Origin of the sequence: Alloalcanivorax profundimaris (assembly GCF_015265435.1) — a bacterium.
In the GTDB taxonomy this organism is placed as follows: Bacteria; Pseudomonadota; Gammaproteobacteria; order Pseudomonadales; family Alcanivoracaceae; genus Alloalcanivorax; species Alloalcanivorax profundimaris.
The window spans coordinates 225835-252109 of record NZ_JABJWH010000010.1; the positions used below are offsets into that span (position 1 = coordinate 225835).

Sequence of the window (26275 nt, forward strand, 5' to 3'; positions counted from 1 at the left end):
AGCCGGCAATGAAAAAAATTACCCTTGCACGGCGGAATTATTATTCCGCGTCGGACAACGCCGGCAACGCCACGCCGGATCGCTCACTGGCCCGCCAATAGCAATCGTCCAGTGCCATTACATAGTACTCCAGGCCGCGTCGGGCGGCGGTGAAGGCGCGCTGGCGGGCGGGCTCGTCCACCGCCAGCCTTTTGATCAGTTCCATGGCTTCGTGGGGGTGGGCATCGTCATAGCTGGCGTGGGCGCGCAGCCAGGCCATGGTGTGGCGGTTGATTTCGGCGCGGCCCTGCTCGGCGTAGTACTTGACCCCGGCCACCACGCGCTGGCTCCATTCGCCGGTGGCCCATTCGATGGCCAGGTTGGTGGCGGCGATGCTCTCTTCCAGGGTGCCCTGGTGGCCGGTGGTCCACAGGAACTGGTTGACCGCGTCCATGGCCGGCGGCGGCGTGGTGGTTTCCAGGCGCTCCAGACTCAGCCCGAACCCGGCGGCCCAGTCCTGATACCAATAGGCGTGGCGCTGCTCGATCTTGATGTTGCCGATCAGCCAGTTCTTGGTTTCCTCATGCCCGGGCCGCACGCCGGGCCGGGTCTTGGCCAGGGCCAGCCCCATGTACTTGGGGAAGTTCTCCACCAGCGGGTAGAAATGCAGCAGCGCGTCCTGGAAGCGGGCCAGCGACAGGGTGCCGGCGCCCATTTCCTCGAACAGTGGATGCGACACCACCTGGTCCTTGTACGGCACCAGGGCGTCCCAGAAACGCCGCGCCCAGGGGGCGTGCTCGGTGAGTGACAGGGCTTCCTTGTAGCGTGCGACTCCCATGGCGGTGCCTCCGTTGTGCGGATGTCCTTTTTGGGCGCTACCCCGCCGGTTCATGCTAGCGGCGCGGCCGACGCTCCGCCAGGGGTCGACGTCAGGCCTTCAAACCGGCCATCAGGGCCCGGCGGCGGCGGCGCAGCTGGCGCAGTTCGCCGGCCGGCGGATCGCCGTCCCGGCGATAGGCCAGGTACTCGAAGTAACGCCGCCAGTGGCCGGCGCGGCCGGCGGCGCCGGGCCAGCGGCGGGCGGCGGCGGCCTCCAGGGCGGCGGCGGAGTGGCAGTCCGCCACGTTCAGCCCGCGCCGCGCCAGCCCCCGGCGCAGACGCGCGAATTCCCGCTCCAGGGGCCGCGCCGGGGCGTCCCGGCGGCGCGCCAGCACCAGCACCGCGAGCACGGCGGTGACCAGCAGCACGGCGCCGAGCAGGGCCAGCGCCACCCGGGTGGGCGTGAAGGCCCCCAGCAGCCGCTCGATCAGGGCGCGCTGGTCCTCCTGGCGGTAGCCGAGCACCCATTTCTGCCAGTTGAAGTCCACGTAATCCATCCATTGCTGGACGCGGAACAGCACCGGCAGCCGGCCCAGGGCGCCGGCCACGGCGTCGCCGCCGGCGTCGGCGCGCCCCTCCACCAGGCCGCGCAGGCCCAGCTCGATGCGCTCCGGGGCCACCGCGCCGGTGGGATCCACCCGCACCCAGCGCCCGTTCAGCCACACTTCGGTCCAGGCGTGGGCATCGTACTGGCGGATCTGCAGATAATCGCCGTTGGGCTCGCCGCCCTGATAGCCGGCCACCACCCGGGCGGGAATGCCGGCGGCGCGCATCAGGAAGGTGAAGCTGGAGGCGTAGTGCTCGCAGAAGCCGCGCCGGGTGTTGAACAGGAAGCCGTCCACGGTGTCGCCGCTGAGCCGGGGAGGTTCCAGGGTGTAATGGAATGGCTGCTCGCGGAAGTAGCGCAGCGCCGCCTGGACCAGTTCGCGGTCGTCGCGGTAGCGCTGGCGCCAGGACGCCGCCAGGTCCCGGGCACGCCGGTTGCCGGTGTCGGGCAGGTCCAGCATCAGACGCCGTTCCGGCCCGTTCAGGTCGAGCCCCTCGGCGGCGGCGGGCACGCTGCGCACCTGGTAGCCGTAGCTGCCCGACACCGGGTTGTCCGCCACCAGGCGCAGATCCCGGGCCAGGCCCTGGCCATCCAGGTCGGTGAACGGCACCGCCAGGGCGTACAGCCAGCGCTGCTGGCTGGGCTCCATGATCACCCGGTATTCCCAGGCCGGCCCCCGGTCGGCGGCGCGCAGGCCCCGGTACCAGGGCGGCGCCGGGCCACGCCCGTCGTAGAAGGTGTCCGCGTCGCTCCAGCCCGGCGGGCGCGCCTGGCGCCAGGTCGTGCCGTCGAAATAGGCGTAGGTGAGCCCCCGCCAGTAGCGCTGGTCCGGCGGCGGCGGCGTGCCCTGGAACTGCACCCGGAACGCCAGCTCGCTGGATTCGGTGAGGCGGCTCACCTGCCCCGGCGACATGCTGTCGCTCATGCCGGTGCGCGCCTGGCCGCTGTCCAGCTGCATGTTCCACAGCGGCGCCACCCGGGGGACCAGCACGAACAGCACCACCGCCAGGGGCAGCGCCTGCAGCAGCATCGCCGAAGCCACCGTCAGATGCTGGCGCCGGCGGGCGTGGGTGTCGCTGTAGTTGATCCCCGCCAGGCTGGCGGTGAGCAGGGTCAGGCAGCCCACCACGTAGAGCGCCGCCAGGGGGCCCCGGTGGAACAGCAGAATGGTGGCGCACACGAAGTAGCCCAGCACGATCAGTACATAGGCATCGCGTTTGCCGACCAGCTCCAGGTACTTGAGCGCGAACAGGCTGGTGATCAGGGCACTGCCCGCCTCCGGGCCGTGCAGGCGGCCAAAGCTGTAGAAGGTGGCGCCCACGGTGGCCAGTAGCAGCCCCAGGCGCACCAGCCGGCCGGGCTGCGCCAGGCGCTGGCGGTCGAGCAGCGCCCGCCAGCCCAGTACCACCACCAGCAGCACCGCCTGCCACCAGGGGCCGTCGCTGAGCTGCGGCAGGGAGGCGGCGATGATCGCCAGGGTGAGCCACAGGCGGGCGTGGCTGGGCACTTGGTAGATGCGCGCCATCAGCCCCCCTTCCCATGGCGGGCAAGCAGGTCCAGGGCCCGCTGGCGTTGCTCGTCGCCCTGCCCCGGCGGCAGCTCGGCGCCGGGCAAGGCCAGGGCGAAGGGCCGGTTTTCCCGGCTCAGGCGCAGCACCCAGTAGCACAGGATCGACAGGCGCTGTTCCAGGGGCAGTTCGTCGGTGCGGTCATAGCGCAGCCACAGGCGGCCGCTGGCCGGTTCCTCGAACAGTTTGACGTTGAGGCCACGGCCCCGGGCATAGCCCTTCCAGTCCACCTGGGACAGGCTGTCGCCGGGCACGTAGCCGCGCAGGCCTCGGAATTCCTCGCTGCCGCTCTGCCCGGCCCGGGCCACCCGGCGCTCCCGGTCACCGCCTTCGGCGGGGCAGTCGGCGCTTTCCTGGGGACGTGGCCAGGCCAGGCATTCCTGGTCCAGGGCGACCAGGGACCAGGCCCGTAGCAGCCCCAGCGGATAGCGGCTTTCCACCCGCAGCCGGGGCGGCACCACCGGCCCCCGGCGGCGCAGCGGCAGGTTCAGCCACAGGCCGGTTTCCTCGCCGGACTCCACGCTCACCTCCTGGGCGGCCTGGTCCAGCCAGCGCAGCCACAGGGCCCGGTGCGGGCGCCGGCGGGCGATCAGCACCACTTCCAGGCTGCCCTGGCCGCCGACGAAGCCGGAGCGGCCGCCGCCGGCGCGCAGCATCAGGCCGGAGAGATTGCGGAAGGTGTGCAGGATGGCCACCACGAACAGGCTCACCATCAGGAAGCACAGGGCCAGGATCAGGTTGTTCTCGTAGTTAACGCCGCCGAAGAACAGCAGCACCGCCACTATCAGATAGAGAACGCCGTAGCCGGTGGGCAGGATGAAAATACGGCGCTGGTCCAGCTGCACCTGGCGGGCGCGGGGAAGACGGCGGTCGAGCCAGCGTTGCCAGGCGTTCTTGACCATGGCGCTCTCCGTCGGGCCGCGGCCGGGGGATCAGCCGCGCACCACGGGCACGGTCTGCAGCAGGGACTGGGTCATGGCGGCCACGCTGCCGCCCTCGCGGGGCTGCAGGCGGTGTTCCGCCACCGAGGGCCATACCGCCTGCACGTCCTCGGGCAGCACATAGTCGCGGTCGTGGATCAGCGCCCAGGCGCGGGCGGCGCGCAGCAGCCCCAGGCCGGCCCGGGGCGAGAGCCCGGCCACCAGGCGGTCGTCGGCGCGGGTGGCTTCCAGCAGGCGCTGCACGTAGTCGAGCAGGTCCCGGGTGGCGCGCACCTTGCCCACGTGGGCGACCAGCTTGACCAGTCCGCTGGGCTCGATCACCGGCTTGAGGCGGCGCACCGCGTCGCGCAGGTCACCGCCGGCGAGCAGCTCCATCTCCACCTCCGGGGCCGGGTAGCCCAGGGAAATGCGCATCAGGAAGCGGTCGAGCTGGGATTCCGGCAGCACGAAGGTGCCGGCCTGGGTCACCGGGTTCTGGGTGGCGACCACGAAGAAGGGTTCCGGCAGCGGCCGGGTAAGGCCATCCAGGGTGACCTGCCGCTCCTCCATGGCTTCCAGCAGGGCGCCCTGGGTCTTGGGGGTGGCGCGGTTGATCTCGTCGGCCAGCAGCAACTGGCTGAACACCGGCCCTTCACGAAGGTTGAACGCGCCGCTGTCCGGGTCGAACACGGACACGCCGAGAATGTCGGCGGGCAGCATGTCGCTGGTGAACTGAACGCGCCGGTAATCGAGCCGGAACACCCGCGCCAGGGCATGGGCCAGGGTGGTCTTGCCCATGCCCGGCAGGTCCTCGATGAGCAGGTGGCCGCCGGCGAGCATGCAGGCCAGGGCCAGTTTCAGTTGTTCCTGCTTCCCCAGTACCACGCGGCCCACCTGGGCCAGCGCCTTGTCCAGTGCCTGCATAAAAACCCCAGAGTTGAAAGTTACAAGTTAAAAGTTGAAACGCGAAGGGCACGTCGTTATCCAGCCGCGCCGTGCCCGCCCCCATACCCATGGGCGAGCAGCGGCCCACCTCCTTTCAACTTGCAACTTGTAACTTTCAACTGATTTCAGAAACCGAGCGCCTTGATCCCCAGCGTCAGGTCCTTTTTGAGATCGTCGATGTCTTCCAAGCCTACCGCGATGCGGATCAGGTTGTCCGTGATCCCGGCGCGTTCTTTTTCTTCCGGGTTAACGCGGCCGTGGGTGGTGGAGCCGGGATGGGTAATGGTGGACTTCACGTCGCCCAGGTTGGCGGTGATGGACAGCAGCTCGGTGCCGTCGATGAAGCGCCAGGCCGCCTGGCGGTCGGCGTTGCCATCACTGTCCGCCACCTCGATGGCGAGCACCGCGCCGAAACCGCTCTGCTGGCGGGAGGCCAGGGCGTGTTGCGGATGGCTTTCCAGGCCGGCGTAGTACACCCGGGCGATGCCCGGCTGCCGTTCCAGCCAGCGCGCCAGCTCCAGGGTATTGGCGGAGTGCGCCTTCATGCGCAGGCCCAGGGTCTCCAGGCCCTTGAGGAACACCCAGGCGTTGAACGGGCTCATGCTGGGGCCGGCGGAACGCACGAAACCATGCACTTCCTTGACCAGCTCCGCCGGGCCCACCACGGCGCCGCCGATGCAGCGGCCCTGCCCGTCCAGGTACTTGGTGGCGCTGTGAATCACCAGGTCGGCGCCCAGGGCGATGGGTTTCTGCAGCGCCGGGGTGCAAAAGCAGTTGTCGACGATCAGCAGCGCGCCGTTGTCGTGGGCCAGCCTGGCCAAGGCCTCGATGTCGCCCACCTCGGACAGCGGGTTGGACGGCGTCTCCAGGAACAGCACCCGGGTTTCCGGGCGGATCGCCGCCTTCCATTGCGCCAGGTCGTCCAGGTCCACCAGGGTGGTATCGACACCGAACTTCTTCAGGTAACGGTCGTAGATCACGTTGGTGGTGCCGAACACGCTGCGCGAGCTGACGATATGGTCCCCCGGCGCCAGCAGCGCGAAGAAGGTACTGCTGATGGCGGCCATGCCGGAGGCCAGGGCCTGGCACTGTTCACCGCCCTCCATGGCCGCCAGACGTTCCTCGAAGGCGCGCACGGTGGGGTTGGTGAAGCGCGAATAGACGTTGCCCGGCTCCTCGCCGGCGAAGCGCGCGGCGGCCTGGGCGGCGCTGTCGTAGACGAAGCTGGAGGTGAGGAAGATCGGATCCGAGTGCGACATCTCGTCGGTGCGCAGCTGCGCCCACCGAATGGCCAGGGTGTCGGTGTTGTAGTCGCTCGGATCCGGTCTGTCGCTCATCGTCGTCTCGTTCAATTCGAGTTGTGGAGGTCGATCACTTCGTTGTCGGCCAGGGCGCGGCTCTTTTCCTTGTTTTTCTTGGCGTCGTCACTGCGCCGGGCTTCCAGGTCGTCCAGGTAGTGCTGATCGATGTTACCGGCCAGGTATTCGCCGTTAAACACCGAGCAATCGAATTGGCTGATGCCGGGATTGCCTTCCTGGCAGGCGCTGACCAGATCCTCCAGGTCCTGGTAGATCAGGTTGTCGGCGCCGATCAGCTCGCACACTTCCTGGTCGCTGCGACCGTGGGCGATCAGTTCCCGGGCGGCGGGCATGTCGATGCCGTACACGTTGGGGAACTTCACCGCCGGCGCCGCCGAGGCGAAGTACACCTTGCGCGCGCCCGCTTCCCGGGCCATCTGAATGATTTCGTGGCAGGTGGTGCCGCGCACGATGGAGTCGTCCACCAACAGCACGTTCTTGCCGGAGAATTCCAGCTCAATGGCGTTGAGCTTCTGGCGCACGGATTTCCGCCGTTGCTGCTGGCCGGGCATGATGAAGGTGCGGCCGATGTAGCGGTTCTTGATGAAGCCTTCCCGGTATTTCAGGTTGAGGCGGTTGGCCATCTGCAGCGCCGAGGTGCGGCTGGTGTCGGGAATCGGGATCACCACGTCGATGTCGTGGTCGGCCCATTCCCGCTCGATCTTCTCCGCCAGCTTCTCGCCCATGCGCAGGCGCGCCTTGTAGACGGAGATGTCGTCGATGATGGAATCCGGCCGCGCCAGATAGACCTGCTCGAAGATGCAGGGGTTGAGTTGCGGCTGGTCGTAGCAGTGGCGGGTATGCACCTCGCCGTCGGCGGTGATGTAGATCGCCTCGCCGGGGGCCAGATCGCGCTCCAGGTGGAAGCCCAGGGAGGACAGCGCCACGGACTCGGAGGCCACCATGTATTCCGGGCCGTGCTCGGTGTCCTTCTTGCCGAAGCACACCGGGCGGATGCCACGCGGGTCGCGGAACGCCAGGATGCCGTAGCCGGTGATCATGGCGACCACGGCGTAGGCACCCTCGGCGCGGCGGTGCACCGCCGCCACGGCATCGAAGATGTCGTCCGGTTCCGGGCGCAGCTTGCCCTTGCCTCGCTCATGGAGTTCATGGGCGAACACATTGAGCAGCACCTCGGAGTCCGAGGTGGTGTTGATGTGGCGCAGGTCGGAGCGGTAGAGGTGCTCGGCCAGGGCCTCGGAGTTGGTCAGGTTGCCGTTGTGCGCCAGCGTGATGCCGTAGGGCGAGTTGACGTAGAACGGCTGCGCCTCCGCGGAGCTGGAGCTGCCGGCGGTGGGGTAACGCACATGGCCGATGCCCATGTTGCCCACCAGCCGGCGCATGTGGCGGTTGCGGAACACGTCCCGCACCATGCCGTTGTCCTTGCGCAGGAACAGCCGGTCCCCGTCGCAGGTGACGATGCCGGCGGCGTCCTGTCCCCGGTGCTGCAGAACCGTCAAGGCGTCGTAGATCGCCTGGTTCACGTAGGAGTGGCCGACAATGCCAACAATCCCGCACATTTGCGTATCCTCTAGCTAGCTTCCGCTGACGTTCATGAGATAAGCGATCAGATCCCCGGCGACGCGCCGCGTCCAGTCCTCCAGCATGGCGAAATGCGGGACCAGCATGGACTGCCGCCACCAGGTATCCTGGGCGAAGAGATGGTGGCCCAGGGCCACCAGCACCACCACGACCAGGGCGCCGCGCAGGGCGCCGAATACCATGCCCAACAAACGATCCGTGCCGCTGAGGCCGGTCACCCGGATCAGCTCGCCGAGCAGATGATTGATCAGCGCGCCGACGATCAGGGTGACGGCGAACAGGCCGCCGAACGCCACCGCCAGTCGCACGCTGGGTGTTTCGATGGAATCGGCCAGGAGCACCGTCAAGGCCGGGCTGAACAGGCGTGCCACGATGAAGGCGGCGACCCAGGTCAGCAGGGAAAACGCTTCACGCGTAAAACCGCGTCGCACGCTGATCAGTGCCGATACGGCGATGATGAACAGAATGATGCCGTCTGCCAGATTCATGAACACGCGCGTGGTTGGAACAGGCGGCAAAGTCTACCAGAGCGACCCTTGCCGGCACAGGGCTTTATCGCCTTGGCAAGGCGCTGATTCAAGGCACGAAGGCACGCACCAGGCCGTCCAGGGCGAAGCCCTTGTCGTCGGCCAGCCGCTGGCGCAGGGCCTCGGCGTCGCCACGCTTGATCTCCGGCCCCACGAACACCCGCTCCCAATGGTTGCCGTCCTGGCTCACGGTGCGGTGGTAGGCGTTGTAGCCGGCGTCGCGCAGACGGGTGACCAGGGCCTCGGCGTTGGCGGCGTCGCTGAAACTGGCCACCTGCACGGTGAAGCCCGGGCGGGGCGCGTCCTGATCGCCCTTCTCCGCCGCCGGCTCGTCGGCCGGCGCGGGAGCGGGCTCCGGCTCGGCGGCGGGCTCGGGGTCCGGCCGGGGCTCGCGGCTTGGCGTCTCGCCGGTGTCCGGGGTGGCCGGGGCGTCGTCCAGGGCCCGTTCACCGGCCTCTGCCACGGCCCGCTGTTCGTCGCTGATCTGCTCGTCGGTGGCCGCCTGCTCCCGTTCGCCGATCACCGGCGCCACCTCCGGCTCGTCCATCGCCGGCGGTTCCGGGATCGACATGTCCAGGGCCACGCGCACCTGCTCCGGGCTGCGCAACACCAGCGGCGCCACGATGGCGGCCAGCAGCAGCAACAGCAGCAGACCGATCAGGCGTTGGCGGGTTCGTTGTTGCACCTAGTCATCCTCGTCCATGGCGTTGAGCGCTTCGGCGACGGTGTAGAAGGATCCCACGATCAACACCTGGTCGCCAGCCCCGCAGTCCGCCACCGCCTGTTCCAGGGCCGCCGCGACGCTGTCGAACACGCGCCAGGGAGCGCCGTCCGGCAGAGCCGCGGCGAGGCGCGCCGGCTCCGCCGCCCGGGGCAGGTCCGGGCGCGCCAGGTACCAGTCGGCGGGCCGCTCGGCGAGCAGCCCCAGGGCCGCTTCCACCGGCTTGTCCGCCATCATGCCGATGACCACGCGGCGGCGGCCGGCGCACGGCGGCAGCCGCTCGCGCAGCCGGGTCAGTGCTTCCAGGTTGTGGCCCACGTCGAGCACGCACTGGGCGCCGCGCCAGCGGCGCACCTGACAGCGCCCCACCAGGCCGGTGTCGGCGACCCGGTGCGGCAGGTCCGGCGACGGCGGCAGGCCGGCAGCGGCCAGCGCCTGGCAGGCGGTGGCCAGGTTGTCCGAGCCCAGCCGCGCCGGCAGCGGCAAGGGGTAGCGGCGCAGGCGCTCGCCGACACGGATCGCCAGGTGAGCGTCGTCGACCCGGTATTCGCGGCCGGCGCGCAGCGGCAACGCGCCCAGGCGCGCCAGTTCCTGGTCCAGGTTGGCGGGGGCATCCCGTTCGCCGTACACCAGGGGGCGGCCGGCGCGGCCGATGCCGAGCTTCTCCACCGCCACCTTTTCGCGGGTGTCGCCCAGCCACTCCACGTGGTCCAGCCCCACGGAGGTGACCACCGCCACGTCCGCGTCGATCAGATTGACCGCGTCGAGCCGGCCGCCCAGCCCCACTTCCAGCACCGCCAGATCGGCGCCGCTGTCGCGGAACAGCCACAGACCGGCCAGGGTGGTGAATTCGAAATAGGTCAGCGGCGTGTCGCCCCGGGCGGCGTCCACCGCCTCGAAGGCGGCGCACAGATCCTGGTCGGAGGCCGGGCCGTCGGGCAGCACGATGCGTTCGTTGAAACGTTGCAGATGGGGCGAGGTGTAGACGCAGCAGCCCTGGCCGGCGGCGCCGGCCAGGGCCTGGATCAGGGCCACCACCGAGCCCTTGCCGTTGGTGCCGGCCACGGTGATCACCGGCATTGGCAGCCGGTCCACGCCGAGGGCCGCGGCCACGCCGCGCAGCCGCTCCAGCCCCAGCTCCATGTCGCTGGGGTGGAGGCGCTCGATGCGGGCGAGCCAGGCGTCCAGATTGGGGATCATGCGTCGGCGGTATCGGCCAGCGGGGCCCCGGTGAGGTTGGCGAGCAGCCGGTGCAGGGTGCCGCGCAGGTGCTGGCGCTCGACGATCATGTCGATGGCACCGTGCTCGAGCAGGAATTCACTGCGCTGAAAGCCTTCCGGCAGCTTCTGGCGCACGGTCTGCTCGATCACCCGGGGGCCGGCGAAACCGATCAGGGCGTTGGGCTCGGCCACGTTGATGTCGCCGAGCATGGCCAGGGAGGCGGACACGCCACCGTAGACCGGATCGGTGAGCACGGAGATGAACGGCAGGCCGGCCTCGCGCAGGCGCTCCAGGGCGGCGGAGGTCTTGGCCATCTGCATCAGGGAGAACAGCGCTTCCTGCATGCGCGCCCCGCCACTGGCGGCGAAGCACACCAGGGGCAGGCGCTGCTCCAGGCAGACGTCCACGGCGCGCACGAAACGTTCGCCCACCACCGAGCCCATGGAACCGCCCATGAAACGGAACTCGAAGGCCACCGCCACCAACGGCATGCCATGCAGCCTGCCCTTCATGGCCACCAGGGCGTCTTTTTCCTGGGTGTCCTTCTGGGCGGCGGCGAGGCGGTCCTTGTATTTCTTGGAGTCCTTGAACTTGAGGCGGTCCACCGGTGCCAGGTCAGTGCCGATCTCGCTGGTCTGCCCTTCGTCCAGGAACAGGCGCAGGCGCTTACGCGCGCCCACGCGCAGGTGGTGCCCGCATTTCGGGCACACGTCCTGATTGCGTTCCAATTCCGGCCGGTACAAGGCGCTGTCGCAGCGCGGGCACTTTCGCCACAGCCCCTCGGGCACGTTGCTGCGTCGGTTCTCCTGGGAGCGGCGCACCGTGGGGAGAATCTTTTCCAGCCAGTTATTGCTCATCGTCCGGGCCTTCCTCGAATACTCAGGGCTTGTCCATGGCGGCGCGCATGCCGGCGAGAATCTCCGACACGGCGGCGGTCATGGCCATGGGATCGTCGGCGTGTTCGGCGACCTGATTGACCAGGGCGCTGCCCACCACCACGCCATCGGCCACGCGGCTCACCGCCCGCGCCGATTGCGCGTCCTTGATACCAAAGCCCACCCCGATGGGCAATTGAGCAAGTTTGCGAATTGTTTCAACCCGCGCCGCCACCTCGTCCACGTTCAGGGAAGCGGAGCCGGTAACGCCCTTCAGCGACACATAGTAGAGGTAACCGCTGGCGGCCTCGGCGATGCGGCCGATGCGGGTGTCGGTGGTGGTGGGCGCCACCAGGAAAATCAGATCCACACCGCGCTCCTTGAACAGCGGCGCGATCTCGTCGCATTCCTCCGGCGGCAGGTCCACCAGCAGTACGCCGTCCACGCCCACTTCGGCGCAGGTTTCCGCGAAGCGCTCGTAGCCCATGCACTCCACCGGGTTAAGGTAGCCCATCAGCACCACCGGGGTGGTGTCGTCGCCGCGCCGGAACTCGCGCACCATGGCGAGCACGTCGGGCAGGCCGGTGCCGGCGGCCAGGGCCCGCTCGCAGGCTTTCTGGATCACCGGGCCGTCGGCCATGGGGTCGGAGAACGGCACGCCCAGCTCAATCACGTCGGCGCCCGCCTCCACCATCGAGCGCATCAGCGGCACGGTGATTTCCAGCGCCGGGTCGCCGGCGGTGATGAACGGGATCAGGGCCTTGCGCTGCTGCTCCTTGAGGCGCGCGAAGGTGGTTTCAATACGGCTCATGTTGCGTGTTCTCCCCAATCCTCAGAAGTGAATGCCGTCGATCTCGGCCACGGTCAGGATGTCCTTGTCGCCCCGGCCGGACAGGTTGATGACGATGTCCTGGTCCTTATCCATGGTGGGCGCCAGCTTGCGGGCGTAGGCCAGCGCATGGGCGGACTCCAGGGCCGGCATGATGCCCTCCACCCGGGTCAGCTCACGGAAGGCGGCCAGCGCCTCGGTGTCGTCGGCGGCCACGTAGTTGACCCGGCCGATGTCCTTCAACCAGGCGTGTTCCGGGCCCACCCCGGGGTAATCCAGACCGGCGGACACCGAATGGGTTTCGATAATCTGGCCGTTGTCGTCTTCCATCAGGTAGGTGCGGTTGCCGTGCAGCACGCCGGGCCGGCCGGCGGACAGCGGCGCCGCGTGGCGGCCGGTCTCGACACCGTCACCGGCGGCTTCCACGCCGTACATGGCGACGCCGTCGTCGTCCAGGAACGGATGGAACAGGCCGATGGCGTTGGACCCCCCGCCCACGCAGGCGACCAGGGCGTCGGGCAGCTTGCCGGCCTGGGCCAGGCTTTGCTCGCGGGCCTCGCGGCCGATCACCGACTGGAAGTCACGCACCAGCATCGGGTACGGATGCGGGCCGGCCACGGTGCCGATGATGTAGAAGGTGTCGTCCACGTTGGTGACCCAGTCACGCATGGCCTCGTTCATGGCGTCCTTGAGGGTGCGCGAGCCGGAGGTCACCGGGATTACGTCGGCGCCCAGCAGCTTCATGCGGTAGACGTTGAGCTTCTGGCGGCGGATGTCCTCCTCGCCCATGAACACATGGCACTCCAGGCCCAGACGCGCCGCCACCGTGGCCGAGGCCACGCCGTGCTGGCCGGCGCCGGTTTCCGCGATCACCCGCTTCTTGCCCATGTGCTTGGCGAGCAGCGCCTGGCCGATGGTGTTGTTCACCTTGTGGGCGCCGGTGTGGTTGAGGTCCTCGCGCTTGAGCCAGATGCGGGCGCCGCCCAGTTGCCCGGTCCATCGTTCGGCCAGATACAGCGGCGAGGGACGGCCCACGTAGTGCGCCAGGTCGCGATCGAAATCGGCCTGGAATTCGGGGTCGTCCTTGAGCCGGCGATACATGGTCTCCAGCTCGTCGAGGGCGGCCATCAGGGTCTCGGAGACGAAGCGTCCGCCGAACCGTCCGAAATGGCCCCGCTGATCGGGGAAAGCCTTGTAGTCAGGACGTTGAGTCACCTGTTACTCCTTCGTCATGGAACTGGGTTCGTCGTGGAACCGGGCGGCGCGGATGAAGGCGGTCACCGCGCCGGGATCCTTGATGCCACCGAGGCGGCGGCCGTCGTCGCCCCGGCACTCCACCCCGCCGCTCACGTCCACGGCCCAGGGCCGGGTGGCGCGCACGGCGGCGGCCACGTTGTCCGGGTCCAGGCCGCCGGCGAGAATCACCGGCAGGGCCAGCTCGCCGGGGAGCCGCGACCAGTCGAAGCGCTCGCCGGTGCCGCCGGGAACGCCGGGGACATAGCTGTCCACCAGCAGGCCCCGGGCGCCGGCGGCGGCGTAGCGCTCCGCCTCGGCGGCCGGGTCGGCGCCGTCGCGCATGCGCAGCGCCTTGATCCAGGGCCGCCGGAAGGCGGCGCCGTAGGCCGGGGATTCATCACCGTGGAACTGCAGCAGATCCAGCGGCACGTCGTCGAGCACCGCGGCCACGGCGTCCGGCGCCGCGTCCACGAACAGCCCCACAGTGGTCACCAGGGGCGGCAGAGCGGCAACGATGCCGGCGGCTTGCCGGGGCGTCACGTAACGGGGGCTGGCCGGGTGGAACACCAGGCCAATGGCGTCGGCCCCGGCGCGGGCGGCGTGCAGGCCGTCCTCGGCGCGGGTGATGCCACAGATTTTAACCCGGGGTGCGTTCATGCGAAATCCATCATAGCAGACCGAGGCGAGCACGGCGTCAATTATGGCCGCCGTCCAGGTCCGCGAGCCACAGCGGGCCACGCGGATGGTCGGGCAGCGGGAAGGCCTCCGGGTAACCGATTTCCACCAGGTAGAGGCCGTAGGGCGGCGCCGTGACGCCCCCCTGGGTGCGGTCGCGGGCTTCCAGCACCTGGCGGGCCCAGTCCGGGTCGCGGTGGCCGGCGCCAATGCTCATCAGCACGCCGGCCATGTTGCGCACCATGTGCATCAAAAAGGCGTTGGCTTCCACCTCCAGCACGATCAGCGGCCCGCGACGGTGAATCTGGAACCGGGTCAGGGTTTTCACCGGCGACTTCGCCTGGCAATGCACGCTGCGGTAGGAGGTGAAATCGTGGGTGCCGACCAGATGCTGGCTGGCCCGGGCCATGGCGTCCACGTCCAGGGGGCGGTGGTTCCAGGTCACCTGGCGACGGAACAGGGCCGGTGGCCGGGGGTGATTGTAGATCACGTAGCGATAGCAGCGCCGGTGGGCGCTGAAGCGGGCGTGGAAATCGTCGTCCACCGGCACCGCCCAGCGGATGGCCACGTCGTCGGGGATGAAGCGGTTGCCGCCCATCACCCAGGCCTTCATGTCCCGGTCCGCGTCGGAATCGAAATGACACACCTGACCGGTGGCGTGCACGCCGGCGTCGGTGCGCCCGGCGCAGATCAGGGTCACCGGATGGTCGGCCACCCGGGACAGGCCCTTCTCCACCTCTTCCTGAACGGTGCGCACGCCGGGCTGCTGGGTCTGCCAGCCATGAAAGGCGCTGCCGTCGTATTCCACCGCCAGGGCGATTCGCGTCATCTTCGGTCCGCCAAGCCAATAAAAAGGGGGCGATACCTTAAGGCATCGCCCCCGCTTGCACCAGTGGGTCCGGCGAGGATCAGCCCACCCGGGCGAGCAGCTCCTTGGCCTCGCCCTGCTGTTCCTCACTGCCTTCGGAGAGCACCTCGTTGAGGATGTCCCGGGCGCCTTCCGCGTCACCCATGTCGATGTAGGCGCGGGCCAGATCCAGCTTGGTGGCGTTCTCGTCGGTTTCGCCCAGGAAGTCGAAGTCGTCGTCGTCACCGAGCATGTCGTCCCCGCTGTCCAGGTCCGCCGGCGCGGCCGCCACCGTGGTGTCGGGCTCGGCGGGTTGGTCACCGGACGGCGTCGGGGCCGGCTCGTCGGCGGCCGCGTGGTCGGCGTCGTCACCGGTGTCCACGTCGGCGGCGGCCAGGGCGTCGTCGTCCTCCAGTTCCAGATCCAGATCGTCCAGGCCATCGTCGGCGGCCAGCGGCGCTTCCGGCTCGGCGGCGGCCTCGGTGCCGGCGGCGACCCGGTCTTCCGGGGCATCGTCGTCACTGAGGTCGAGGTCGTCCAGGGACAGATCCAGATCGTCCACGTCGGCGCGGGGCTCTTCCGGGCTGTCGCCGGCCACGCGGGTGTCGCCCGCCGGGCTTTCGTCCAGCTCCACGTCCAGGTCGTCCAGTTCCAGGTCGCCGAAGTCGGCGCTGGCGGTGTCGCTTTCCCGGGCGCGCTCGTCGGCGTCGTCCAGGGCGGCCAGTTCATCCTCGGTGAAGGTGGTATCGCCGCCGGCGTCCTCGTCGTCCAGCGTGAACTCGAAGGCGCCGTCATCCTCCTCGGCGGCGGTTCCGGCGTCCGGCTCGTCCAGCACCAGATCATCCAGCTCCAGGGTCTGGTCATCATCACCGCTGGCGGGCTCGGCGTCCTGGTCGTCGTCCAGTTTGAAATCGAAGTCGTCCAGCTCCAGGCCGCCCTCGTCCCGGTCCATGTTTGAGGACGAGGACGCCAGGGTGTACTCGCCTTCGTCGTAACCCTCGGTGGCGTCACCGTCGGAAAGGTCCGAGGCCAGATCCAGCTCCAGGTCGTCCAGGGACAGTTCCTCTTCCTCCTGGGGGCCGTCTTCCTCGGGATCGTCGGCGATGGCCGCGTATTCCCCGGCGTCACCGGGCTCGCCGCCGAGCCGCTTGATGGCGGCGTCCACGGCGACGCTGGTGCCGGCGAACATGGCCGCCTGCTGATGGAAACCGTTGTCGTCGTTCATTTCCCGCAGCAGTTCCAGCAGGCGGATCTTCAGATCGCCCCGTTCCGGCGCCTGATTGATCTCGTTGCGCAGATAATCCACCGCCTGGGGGTACTGACCGTAGGCCACGTAGACGTCGGCGCGCTCCATGGGGTCCATGTGCTCGTCGTCCAGATCCTCCTGGGGAACCGCCTGGGCGTCCGCCGGGCGCTGCTCGTCGTCCTCGGCGCTCATCACCGGGGCGGCGTCGAAGCCGCCGTCGTCATCGTCGAAGCCGGAGTGATCGTCACCGTCTCCGCCGCCGCCCTGCCGGCGACGCACCGCCAGCAGAATGAGCAGCAACAGCACCGCCAGGGCGGCGCCGATGTAGAGCAGATTGTCCATGATCAGACCGACGATACCCCCGCCGTTGTCGTTGCTGGCGAGGGTGGCCGGGGTCGGCTTGGGCGGCGGATTCACCGCCTTGGTATCCGGTGGCGGACCGCGGTCGCTGTCCGCCTGGCCGCCGGCGGACTCGGTGCCGTCACCGGCGGCCAGATCGCCGCCGCCGTTATTGTCCTCCGGCGCCGCGCCGTCGGCAGGCTCGCCGCCGCCGGCGGTCTCACCATCCGGCCCGGTGGCGCCGTCGCCGATGCCGCCGTCCGGCTCCACCGGCATGGGGGTGGCCGGTTCTTCCAGCAATTGCTGGTCCACCTCGGCGCCCTGCTCTTCGCTGAGCCGGCGCAGTTCTTCCTGGAGCGCGGCGATCTTCTCGTTGCGCAGCTCCAGCAGCCGCTGGCTGGTTTCCACCTGGCCGTCCAGGTCGCCGATGCGGCTGCGCAGTTCGTCGTTCTCCCGTTGCAGGCGGTCCAGATTCTCGTCGCGGATCGCCAGCTCATTCTGCAGCGCGGCGGTGTTGGCGCCGCCGCCGTCGCCGCCGGTGCCGTCGCCGTCACGCACGCCCTCGGTGCTGTCCGGCGTGACCAGGGTGACGCGGCCGTCGCCGTCATCGCCGGCGCCGTCGCGGTCCGCGCGCTGGCGACCGGTGGCGTCCACCGGCGCCCGGGACGGAGCGCTGCCACGCTGATCGCGCAGGCGCTGCCATTCACGGTTTTGCGCCGCCACCCGGGACAGCGCCTCGCGGCTGGACAGGTCGCGCACCTGGCTTTCCGTGGGCAGCCGCAGCACGGCGCCCTCGCGCACCAGGTTCACGTTGTTATTGATGAAGGCGTCCGGGTTGCGCTCCTGGATCGCCAGCATCATCTGCTGCACGGACACGCCGGCGTTGGGCCGGGTGCGCTCGGCGATGCGCCACATGGTGTCGGAGGCACCCACCCGGTAGGTCTCCGTGCCGGTGTCGCGGGACGCGGTGTCCGTGGCGGACGGCTCGGCGGCGGGCTGTTCGGCGGCGGACGGCGCGGGCCGGGACGGCGCCGGTTCCGGGCGCGCCGGACGGGTCGGTCGCGGCTCCGGACGGGCCGCCGGGCGCGGCGGCGCCTCGCTGCGCGCCGGCGTCACGGCGCGGTCGGAATCGGCGTAGCTGGGCGGATCGAGCAGCACGGTGTATTCGCGCATCAGCCGGCCGGTGGGCCAGAGGAATTCCACCAGAAAGTCCAGGTAGGGTTCCCGGACCGGTTGCTCGGAGGTGATATGCAGTTGACCGGTGCCGCCGGAGGGGTCCAGCGTCACTTCGAAATTCAGGCTGTTGAGGAAGTAGGCGCGTTCCACGCCGGCGGCGTCGAACTGCTCCTGGGACCCCAGCTCCACCAGAATTTGCTCCCGGGACAGATCCCCCAGATCCTGGAGCTCCACGGTCATGTCGAGCGGCTCGTTCAGATAGGAGTTCAACTCATACTCCCCTACCCCCAGTGCAGCCGCCAGCCCGGGCGACATGGCCGCCAGGGCGATAAAGCCTATGCCAAGTTTTCGGAGCATTGATCGAACCCTTTACTTATTATCCCGTCCCCGCTCGTGCAGGTCGCAGAAATTATCGCGACGCCGTTCCCGATTGCCCATAACGGCAAGGTGGGATTGTGCAGTAAATTACGGATGACACCTAGAAACTGCGTCACATATTCCCGCTAAGTATTCATCACAGATAGTCTTTTAGCAACGTCTCCACCAGCAGGACCGCATTGTAGGCGGCGCCGGTCTTGATGTTGTCGGCCACGGTCCAGAAGCTGAGCGCGCCCTGGCCGTCGATATCCTCGCGAACCCGGGCCAGCCGCACGCCCAGATCGCCACGGATCTGGGTCACCGGGGAGGCGCTGTCCGCCTCGCCGCCCTCGTCCATCTGCAGGCCCGGCGCCCGCTCCCAGCAGGCCTCCGCCTGGGCCAGCGCCAGCGGCAGGGTACCCTGCACCACCACGGTCTGGGCGATGCCGTGGAACACCGGCACCTGCACGCAGCTCACGTCCACCGCCAGTTGCGGCTGGGCCAGCACCCGACGGGTCTCCAGCATCAGCTTGAGCTCCTCGCTGGTGTAGCCGTTGTCCTGGGGGCTGCCGGCCACCGGCAGCAGGTTGAAGGCGTGCTGCGGCTCACCGCCCTCCTCCGCGTCCAGGCCATTGAGCAGCCTGGCGCTTTGCCGGGCGAGCCGCTCCACCCCGTTGCGGCCGGCGGCGGAGGCGCCCTGCAGCTGGGTCACGGAAACCCGCGTCAGATCGCCCAGCTCCAGCAGCGGCTTGAGGGCCAGCAATAGTTGCACGGTGGCCGCGTCCGGCGCCGCCACGATATTACGCTCCCGGGCGGCGCCGAGCTGCTCCTCATTGACCCCGGCGGCCACCAGGGGCACGTCCGGCTCGTAACGGAACGCCGGCGACAAATCCAGAACCAGGGCACCGGCGTCCGCGGCCCGGGGCGCCAGTTCCTGGGACACGCGCGCGCCGGCGGCGAACACCGCCAGCTGCACGCGGGAGAAATCGAAATCCTCGGCCTTGCCCACCTTCAGGCCGCGCTTGCCCACCTGAAGTGTCTTGCCGAGGCTGTTGTCGGAGGCCAGAACGAACAACTCGCCGACCGGAAGATTCCGGTCAGCGAGCAGTTCGAGAAAGGCCTCGCCCACCAGGCCGGTGGCACCCACCACGGCCAGATCGACGGTGCTTGTCATCAGTGCTCCATAAGAATGCGCAGCATGCGGCGCAGCGGTTCGGCGGCGCCCCACAGCAGCTGATCGCCGACGGTGAAGGCGTTCAGGAATTCACCGCCCATGTTGAGCTTGCGCAGCCGGCCCACGGGCACGCCCAGGGTACCGGTAACGGCGGTGGGCGTCAGGTCGCGCAGGGTGGCTTCCTTCTCGTTCGGTACCACCTTGACCCAGTCGTTGGCCTGGCCGACCAGGTCATCGACCTCGTCCAGGGGCACGTCCTTGGTCAGCTTCACGGTCAGCGCCTGGGCGTGGCAGCGCATGGCGCCGATGCGCACGCAGGTGCCGTCCAGGGGAATCGGCTGGTCGCCGCGACCGAGGATTTTGTTGGTTTCCGCCTGGGCTTTCCACTCTTCCTTGCTCTGGCCGTTTTCCATTTCCTTGTCGATCCAGGGCAGCAGGGAGCCGGCCAGCGGGAAACCGAAGTGTTCATGGGGCAGCTTGTCGTCGCGCATGGTGGCCGCCACCTGGCGGTCGATGTCGAGAATGGCGCTGGACGGGTTGGCCAGCTGCTCGGAAACGTCGCCGTGGATGGCGCCCATCTGCGCGATCAGCTCGCGCATGTTCTGGGCACCGGCGCCGGAGGCCGCCTGGTAGGTCTGGGCGCTGGCCCACTCCACCAGGCCGGCGTTGAACAGACCGCCGAGGGCCATCAGCATCAGGCTCACGGTGCAGTTGCCGCCCACGTAATCCTTGACGCCCTTGTCCAGGGCTTGGTCGATGACGCCCCGGTTGACCGGGTCCAGCACGATCACGCTGTTGTCCGCCATGCGCAGGGCGGAGGCGGCGTCGATCCAGTAGCCGTCCCAGCCGGCTTCGCGCAGCTTGGGGTACACCTCGTTGGTGTAGTCGCCACCCTGACAGGTGACGATCACGTCCAGCCGCTTGAGTTCATCGATGCTCTTGGCGTCGCCGAGCACCGGAATGTCCTTGCCCACGTCCGGGCCTTGCTGGCCCACCTGGGAGGTGGAGAAAAATACCGGCTCGATGTCCTTGAAGTCGTTCTCCGCGCGCATGCGGTCCATGAGCACGGAGCCCACCATGCCACGCCAACCTACAAAACCGACTTTCTTCATTGAGTCTGTTCTCCCGAAGAGCGTGCCGCCCTTCTCTATCTTCTATGGATGAACGGGGTGGCGACCCGGCGGTCAGCCGTTGGCCAAGGCCTCGGCGACGGCGGCGCCCATTTCCCCGGTGCTCACCTTGCGGGTGCCCTCGGTGTGAATATCCGCGGTTCGCAGTCCCTGATCCAGCACCTTTTCCACCGCCGCCTCGATGGCGTCGGCCACATCGCCGCGCTGAAGGCTGTAGCGCATCAGCATGGCCAGCGACATGATCGTCGCCAGCGGGTTGGCGAGGCCCTGCCCGGCGATGTCCGGCGCCGAGCCGTGGCAGGGTTCGTACAGGCCCTTGCGGTTTTCGTCCAGGGACGCGGAGGGCAGCATGCCGATGGAGCCGGTGAGCATGGCGGCTTCATCGGAAAGGATGTCACCGAACAGGTTGCCGGTCACGATGACATCGAAATTCTTGGGCGCGCGCACCAGCTGCATGGCGGCGTTGTCCACGTACATGTGCGACAGCTCGATCTCCGGGTAGGCCTTGGCCTCCTCGGTGACCACTTCCTTCCACAGCTCGGTGACTTCCAGCACATTGGCCTTGTCCACGGAGCACACGCGCTTGCCGCGCTGCATGGCCAGGTCGAAGGCGACCCGGGCGATGCGCTTCATTTCCGATTCGGAATACACATAGGTGTTGAAGCCCACCCGCTCGCCGTTCTCTTCCTTGATGCCGCGCGGCTGGCCGAAGTAAATGCCGCCGGTGAGCTCGCGCACGATCAGGATGTCGAGCCCGGACACCACTTCCGGCTTGAGGCTGGAGGCGCCGGCCAGTTGCGGGAACAGAATGGCCGGGCGCAGGTTGGCGAACAGGCCGAGCGACGAACGCAGTCGCAGCAGGCCGCGCTCCGGTCGCTTGTCGCGCTCCAGGGTGTCCCACTTGGGCCCGCCGATGCTGCCGAACAGGATGGCGTCGGCGGCGCGCGCTTTCTCCAGGGTACCCTCGGGCAGCGGATCGCCCTCGGCGTCGCAGGCGGCCCCGCCCACCAGACCGTGGTCCAGCTCGATGTCCAGACCGAAGCGGGCCTGGGCGGCGTCCAGCACGCGCAGGGCTTCGTCCACGATTTCCGGGCCAATCCCGTCGCCGGGCAATACCAGAATACGGCTCATCCAAATTCCTTAAACTATTGATTCACCCTGCTCAGAACAGGGCCTCGTCATAAACATTGACCACACCACTGCCCGCCGGCACCAGTACTGCGCCGTAGGGCTTGTCGCCCTCGCCTTCGCCGACCCAGATCAGGTAGTCAGCGCCGGCTTGGAAGTCATGGCTCAGAGTGCCGAAGCGCAAAGTGCCCTGGTGGTCGGCGAAAAATGCCACGTTGTGCTCGCCGGGCTCCAGAAGCACTCTTTGCTCGCCGCCGTTTTCCGCCAGGCGTTTGCCGTCCACCTTGAAGATCGCCACGGTGCTTTCGCCAGCGCCGCGCTCCCCATTGCTGCCCAACATGGTCTCTATGCTCAGCCGCGCCTTGGGAGCACCGTCGCCGGGCGGATCGTACAAGGTGGCGCCGGTACACCCGGTGACCACCAATGCCAGGGCCAGCAGCAGGCCAGCGCTACGAACTCTCATTGCTGCCTCTGTACTCTATTGCTGTTGCGGCTCCTGAAAAACCCAGGGCTCGGCGGCCTGGCGGCGACTTTCGTAGGCACGGATGGCGTCCGCCTGCTGCAGGGACAGACCGATCTCGTCGAGACCATTGAGCAGGCAGTGCTTGCGGAAGCCGTCGATGTCGAACGGCAGCGCCTCGCCGTCCGGGGTCAGCACCTGCTGATTTTCCAGATCGACGGTAAGCCGGAAGTCGTCGCTGGCCGCCTCGGCCTTGAAAAGGTTCTCAACGGTAGCGTCCGGCAACACGATCGGCAACAGGCCGTTCTTGAAGCAGTTGTTGTAGAAAATGTCGGCGTAGCTGGGCGCGATGATCGCCTTGAAGCCGAAATCCATGAGCGCCCAGGGGGCATGCTCGCGGCTCGAACCACAGCCGAAGTTGCGGCGGGTGATGAGCACGCTGGCACCCTGATATTGGGGCTTGTTGAGCACGAAGTCCGGGTTTTTCGGACGCGCGTCGTTGTCCTGGCCCGGGTAGCCCTCGTCCAGGTAGCGCCACTCGTCGAACAGGTTGGGGCCAAAGCCGGTGCGCTTGATGGACTTCAGGAACTGCTTGGGAATGATCTGATCGGTGTCCACGTTGGCGCGGTCCAGCGGCGCCACCAGGCCGGTATGTTTAACGAATTTTTCCATGACCACCGCTCCTTAGGCGTCCAAATCACGAATGTCGACGAAGTGGCCGGCCACCGCGGCGGCGGCGGCCATGGCCGGGCTAACCAGATGGGTACGGCCGCCGTTACCCTGGCGCCCCTCGAAGTTACGGTTGGAGGTGGACGCGCAGTGCTCGCCGGGCTGCAACCGGTCCGGGTTCATCGCCAGGCACATGGAACAGCCGGGTTGGCGCCATTCGAAACCGGCCTCCAGGAAGATCTTGTCCAGCCCTTCCCGTTCGGCTTGCTGTTTGACCACCCCGGAGCCGGGCACCACCAGCACCTGCTTCACCGAGTCCGCTTTCTTGCGGCCCTTGACCACCTCGGCGGCGGCGCGCAGGTCCTCGATGCGAGAGTTGGTGCAGGAACCGATGAACACCCGGTCCACGCGAATGTCGCTGACCTTGATGCCCGGCTCCAGGCCCATGTATTCATAGGCGCGCTGCATGCCGGAACGCTTCACTTCGTCCTGCTCGGCGTCGGGATCCGGCAACAGCGCGTCCACCGCCACCACCATCTCCGGGCTGGTGCCCCAGGACACCTGCGGCCGGATGTCGGCGGCGTCGATCTTCACTTCAGTGTCGAATACCGCGTCGTCGTCGGACACCAGGGTGCGCCAGTAGGCTTCCGCCTTGTCCCAGTCCGCGCCCTTGGGCGCCGCCGGACGACCGCGCACGTACTCGATGGTGGTGTCGTCCACCGCCACCATGCCGGCGCGGGCACCGGCCTCGATGGACATATTGCAGACCGTCATGCGGCCTTCCAGACTCAGTGAGCGGATCGCGCTGCCGGCGAACTCGATGGCATGGCCGGTGCCGCCGGCGGTGCCGATCACGCCGATGATGTGCAGCACCACGTCCTTGGCGGTGACGCCGGGGCCCAGGTCGCCGTCCACCTGCACGCGCATGTTCTTCATCTTGCTGGCCACCAGGGTCTGGGTGGCCAGCACATGCTCCACTTCACTGGTGCCGATGCCGTGGGCAAGACAGGCCAGCGCGCCGTTGGTGGAGGTGTGGGAATCGCCGCACACCACCGTCATGCCCGGCAGTACCGCGCCCTGCTCCGGCGCCATCACGTGCACGATGCCCTGGCGCACGTCGCCAATGCCGTACTCGGTGATGCCGAACTCGCGGGTATTGTCCTGCAGGGTGGTGACCTGAATGCGCGAGGTCTCGTCCTCGATGTCGGCGGCGCTGTCGAACGGCGTGGTCGGCACGTTGTGGTCGATGGTGGCCACCGAGGCGCCGGCGCGCCACGGCTGCCGGCCAGCCAGACGCAGGCCCTCGAACGCCTGCGGCGAGGTCACCTCGTGGATGATCTGCCGGTCGATGTAAATCAACGCCGAGCCGTCCTCGCGTTCGGCGACCAGGTGGGCGTCCCACAATTTGTCGTAAAGCGTTTTGCCAGCCATAGGTCCTCGTCCTGGTCCTGGTTCAAAAAGGGGAATCTTCAGGGTAGACACACCATACGCAGGGGCATTCGATAATTCCAATTCATATTTTTTATGTTTAGGATTCCAGATGGTTATCCATAAGCGACCGGGAATTCCATGGACACCCACTCCCTCACCGTCTTCATGGCGGTGGCCGACACCGGCTCCTTCTCCGCCGCCGCGGAACGGCTGTTCCTGACCCAGCCGGCGGTGAGCAAACGCATCGCCCAGCTCGAACAACAGCTCGGCACCCGGCTGTTCGACCGGGTCGGCCGGCGCATCCGCCTCACCGAAGCCGGCGAGGCCCTGCGGCCCCGCGCCCGCCGCGTGCTGCTGGATCTGGAGGACATGAGCCGGGCGATCAGCGACCTCACCGGCGGCGTCACCGGTACCCTGCGCATCGGCACCAGCCACCACATCGGCCTGCACCGGCTGCCGCCGGTGCTGCGGCGGTTTTCCCGCGCTTATCCGGACGTGAAGCTGGATATCCACTTCATCGATTCCGAGGAAGCCTGGGAAGCGGTGCGCCACGGCGACCTGGAGCTGGGCGTGGTGACCCTGCCGCCGCAACCGGACGGCCGCCTGCACACCCAGGTGGTGTGGAACGACCCGCTGGTGTTCATGGCGGCGCCGGAGCACCCCCTGGCCCGGCTCGACCGGGTGCCCCTGGACACGCTCACCGGCTACAGCGCCATCCTCCCTTCCCCGGTGACCTTTACCCGCCGCATCGTGGAGAGCCTGTTCCTGGAACGCCGTCTGGAACTGGACATCTCCATGTCCACCAACTACCTGGAGACCATCCATATGATGGTGTCCATCGGCCTGGGCTGGAGCGTGCTGCCGGAAACCATGCTCGACGACACCGTGGTGCGCCTGAACGTATCGGACTCGCTGCCGGTGCGCCGGCTGGGCGTGGTCTCCCACCCGGGCCGCACCCGCTCCAACGCGGCGCGGGCCTTCATGGCCACCCTGGAGGAAAGCGCGGCGAACGCGTTACAATAGTCGTCCGCTTATCCGCTTCGAGGTGTTCGTCCAATGCGCCATTGATGCCGCCGTCTCCCCGACGGCCAGTCTCCACCGGCCCCCATACGCAGGGGGAGAACCTGGCATCCCTGGACATCCGCATGACGAATCCGACTATCACGCTGCACGACGTGTCCTTCGTGCTCCCGGACGGCCGCCCGCTGTTCGCCGATCTGAATGAAACCCTGGACGCCACCCGTACCGGCCTGGTGGGCCGCAACGGCGTGGGCAAGTCCGTGCTGGCGCGCATCCTGGCCGGGCTGCAGCCCCCCACCACCGGCCACTGCGCGCGATCCGGCCCGGTGCACTACCTGGCCCAGCGGGTGACGCCGCCGCCGGGCAGCACCGTGGCCGACCTGGCGGGCGTGGCGGAAAGCCTGGCCGCCCTGGCCCGCATCGAAGCCGGCGGCGCCGCCGGCGCCGACTTCGAACGGGTGGGCGATCGCTGGGACCTGCGCGAACGGTTGCAAGCCGCCCTGCGGCGAGCGGGCCTGCCTTGGCTGGACCCGGCCACCCCAGCGGCCCGGCTCAGCGGCGGCCAGGCCATGCGCGTGGCCCTGGCCGGCGCCCTGCTCAGCGAGGCGGACTTTCTGATCCTGGACGAGCCCAGCAACCACCTGGACCGGCCCGGCCGCCTCGCCCTGATTGATCAGCTACGCGCCTGGCCCCGGGGCCTGCTGGTGATCAGCCATGACCGCCGCCTGCTCGGCGACATGGAACGGATTCTGGAGCTCTCGCCCCAGGGCCTGCGCCGTTACGGTGGCGACTACCGGTTCTACGCCGAGCGCAAAGCCGAGGAGCACGCCCAGGCCGAGCAGACCCTGGCCCGCCGCAAGCACGAGCGGCGCCGGGAAGAAGCCGCTCTGCGCCAGCAACAGGAACGCCAGCAACGGCGCCGGGCGCGCGGCGACCGCCACGGCAAACAGGCAAACCAGGCCCGCGTGCTGCTGGACGGCCAGAAGGAACGCAGCGAACACAGCACCGGCAAGCTGCGCCGCCAACACGCCGCCACCCGGGAACGGCTGCGCGCCGCCAATCGCGGCGCCGCGGACAGCGACCTGCGCATGCGTCTCGCCCAGCTGGGGCTCGACGCCGACACCATCGCCGCGCCCCGCGCCGCGCTCAGCGGCGGCGAGCGCCTCAAGGCGGCGCTCGCCTGTGTGCTCTACGCCGACCCGCCGCCGCGCCTGTTGCTGCTGGACGAACCCGGTAACCACCTGGATCTGCCCTCGCTGAATGCCCTGGAAACCCTGCTGCGCGCTTACCGGGGCGCCCTGGTGGTGGTGTCCCACGACGACGCCTTCCTGGCGCGCCTCGGCCTCACCGAAGAGCTGACCGCCACGGACGAGGGCTGGGCACTGACGCCGTGGCACCCCGTGGAGCGGGACCGGTCTTGACCGGGCCCGCGTTCATCACGCTTTGCGGGAAACCTACGTTGCCCGGGTATTCGTGG

23 protein-coding genes are annotated in these 26275 nt (G+C 68.4%); 2 read left to right on the forward strand and 21 right to left on the reverse strand.

Annotated features, from left to right (window positions below; translation table 11 throughout):
* Positions 1-40 precede the first annotated feature (40 nt).
* The 21 genes from HMJ39_RS07315 to leuC form a co-directional block, all read right to left on the reverse strand.
* Complete coding sequence (locus HMJ39_RS07315; protein ID WP_194296783.1) at positions 41-817, reverse strand: TenA family transcriptional regulator; 777 nt, start codon at positions 815-817, stop codon at positions 41-43.
* 91 nt (positions 818-908) lie between these two features.
* On the reverse strand, positions 909-2930 hold the full coding sequence (locus HMJ39_RS07320; protein ID WP_194296784.1) for a transglutaminase family protein: 2022 nt from the start codon (positions 2928-2930) through the stop codon (positions 909-911).
* Positions 2930-3874, reverse strand: coding sequence for a DUF58 domain-containing protein (locus HMJ39_RS07325; RefSeq protein WP_194296785.1), 945 nt, complete (start codon positions 3872-3874; stop codon positions 2930-2932). Before HMJ39_RS07325 ends, HMJ39_RS07320 begins: the two co-directional genes overlap by 1 nt.
* 30 nt (positions 3875-3904) lie before the next feature.
* The gene (locus tag HMJ39_RS07330; RefSeq protein WP_161385374.1) at positions 3905-4816 is read right to left on the reverse strand and encodes an AAA family ATPase; all 912 of its coding nucleotides are present in this window, start codon (positions 4814-4816) and stop codon (positions 3905-3907) included.
* Positions 4817-4962: 146 nt separating this feature from the next.
* Positions 4963-6174, reverse strand: coding sequence for an O-succinylhomoserine sulfhydrylase (locus HMJ39_RS07335; RefSeq protein WP_194296786.1), 1212 nt, complete (start codon positions 6172-6174; stop codon positions 4963-4965).
* Between the two features lie 11 nt (positions 6175-6185).
* A complete protein-coding gene (gene purF, locus HMJ39_RS07340) occupies positions 6186-7715 on the reverse strand; it encodes an amidophosphoribosyltransferase (protein WP_194296787.1) in 1530 nt (509 codons plus the stop codon).
* 15 nt (positions 7716-7730) lie between these two features.
* Complete coding sequence (locus tag HMJ39_RS07345; protein WP_161385377.1) at positions 7731-8225, reverse strand: CvpA family protein; 495 nt, start codon at positions 8223-8225, stop codon at positions 7731-7733.
* A gap of 88 nt (positions 8226-8313) precedes the next feature.
* On the reverse strand, positions 8314-8949 hold the full coding sequence (locus HMJ39_RS07350; RefSeq protein ID WP_194296788.1) for an SPOR domain-containing protein: 636 nt from the start codon (positions 8947-8949) through the stop codon (positions 8314-8316).
* Positions 8950-10185, reverse strand: a complete 1236-nt coding sequence (locus HMJ39_RS07355) for a bifunctional folylpolyglutamate synthase/dihydrofolate synthase (RefSeq protein WP_194296789.1) — start codon at positions 10183-10185, stop codon at positions 8950-8952. It abuts the gene before it with no gap.
* Complete coding sequence (accD, locus tag HMJ39_RS07360; RefSeq protein WP_161385379.1) at positions 10182-11063, reverse strand: acetyl-CoA carboxylase, carboxyltransferase subunit beta; 882 nt, start codon at positions 11061-11063, stop codon at positions 10182-10184. Before accD ends, HMJ39_RS07355 begins: the two co-directional genes overlap by 4 nt.
* Positions 11064-11085: 22 nt before the next feature.
* A complete protein-coding gene (trpA, locus tag HMJ39_RS07365) occupies positions 11086-11892 on the reverse strand; it encodes a tryptophan synthase subunit alpha (RefSeq protein ID WP_161385380.1) in 807 nt (268 codons plus the stop codon).
* 21 nt (positions 11893-11913) lie between these two features.
* A complete protein-coding gene (gene trpB, locus HMJ39_RS07370) occupies positions 11914-13125 on the reverse strand; it encodes a tryptophan synthase subunit beta (RefSeq protein ID WP_194296790.1) in 1212 nt (403 codons plus the stop codon).
* A 3-nt stretch (positions 13126-13128) separates the two neighbouring features.
* Positions 13129-13803 carry a phosphoribosylanthranilate isomerase gene (locus HMJ39_RS07375; RefSeq protein WP_194296791.1) on the reverse strand — a complete coding sequence of 225 codons (675 nt, stop codon included), beginning with the start codon at positions 13801-13803 and terminating at the stop codon, positions 13129-13131.
* A gap of 37 nt (positions 13804-13840) precedes the next feature.
* Positions 13841-14650 (reverse strand): tRNA pseudouridine(38-40) synthase TruA, encoded by an 810-nt coding sequence (gene truA / locus HMJ39_RS07380; protein WP_161385383.1) that lies wholly within the window; start codon positions 14648-14650, stop codon positions 13841-13843.
* 79 nt (positions 14651-14729) lie between these two features.
* Positions 14730-17786, reverse strand: a complete 3057-nt coding sequence (locus HMJ39_RS07385) for a FimV/HubP family polar landmark protein (protein WP_456061961.1) — start codon at positions 17784-17786, stop codon at positions 14730-14732.
* A 157-nt stretch (positions 17787-17943) separates the two neighbouring features.
* Positions 17944-18960 carry an aspartate-semialdehyde dehydrogenase gene (locus HMJ39_RS07390; RefSeq protein WP_194296793.1) on the reverse strand — a complete coding sequence of 339 codons (1017 nt, stop codon included), beginning with the start codon at positions 18958-18960 and terminating at the stop codon, positions 17944-17946.
* Positions 18960-20072 carry an aspartate-semialdehyde dehydrogenase gene (gene asd, locus HMJ39_RS07395; RefSeq protein ID WP_194296794.1) on the reverse strand — a complete coding sequence of 371 codons (1113 nt, stop codon included), beginning with the start codon at positions 20070-20072 and terminating at the stop codon, positions 18960-18962. Before asd ends, HMJ39_RS07390 begins: the two co-directional genes overlap by 1 nt.
* Before the next feature lie 72 nt (positions 20073-20144).
* Positions 20145-21221 (reverse strand): 3-isopropylmalate dehydrogenase, encoded by a 1077-nt coding sequence (leuB, locus tag HMJ39_RS07400; RefSeq protein WP_194296795.1) that lies wholly within the window; start codon positions 21219-21221, stop codon positions 20145-20147.
* Positions 21222-21252: 31 nt separating this feature from the next.
* On the reverse strand, positions 21253-21681 hold the full coding sequence (locus HMJ39_RS07405) for a hypothetical protein (RefSeq protein WP_194296796.1): 429 nt from the start codon (positions 21679-21681) through the stop codon (positions 21253-21255).
* A gap of 15 nt (positions 21682-21696) precedes the next feature.
* A complete protein-coding gene (gene leuD, locus HMJ39_RS07410) occupies positions 21697-22350 on the reverse strand; it encodes a 3-isopropylmalate dehydratase small subunit (RefSeq protein WP_194296797.1) in 654 nt (217 codons plus the stop codon).
* Between the two features lie 12 nt (positions 22351-22362).
* Positions 22363-23778, reverse strand: a complete 1416-nt coding sequence (gene leuC / locus HMJ39_RS07415; RefSeq protein ID WP_194296798.1) for a 3-isopropylmalate dehydratase large subunit — start codon at positions 23776-23778, stop codon at positions 22363-22365.
* Positions 23779-23916: 138 nt separating this feature from the next.
* Here leuC and HMJ39_RS07420 point away from each other — a divergent pair, with 138 nt between their 5' ends.
* Both HMJ39_RS07420 and HMJ39_RS07425 read left to right on the forward strand, forming a co-directional pair.
* Entirely contained in the window at positions 23917-24801 is an 885-nt protein-coding gene (locus tag HMJ39_RS07420; RefSeq protein ID WP_161385391.1) for a LysR family transcriptional regulator, read from the forward strand.
* Positions 24802-24923: 122 nt separating this feature from the next.
* Complete coding sequence (locus tag HMJ39_RS07425; RefSeq protein WP_194296799.1) at positions 24924-26219, forward strand: ATP-binding cassette domain-containing protein; 1296 nt, start codon at positions 24924-24926, stop codon at positions 26217-26219.
* Positions 26220-26275 lie beyond the last annotated feature (56 nt).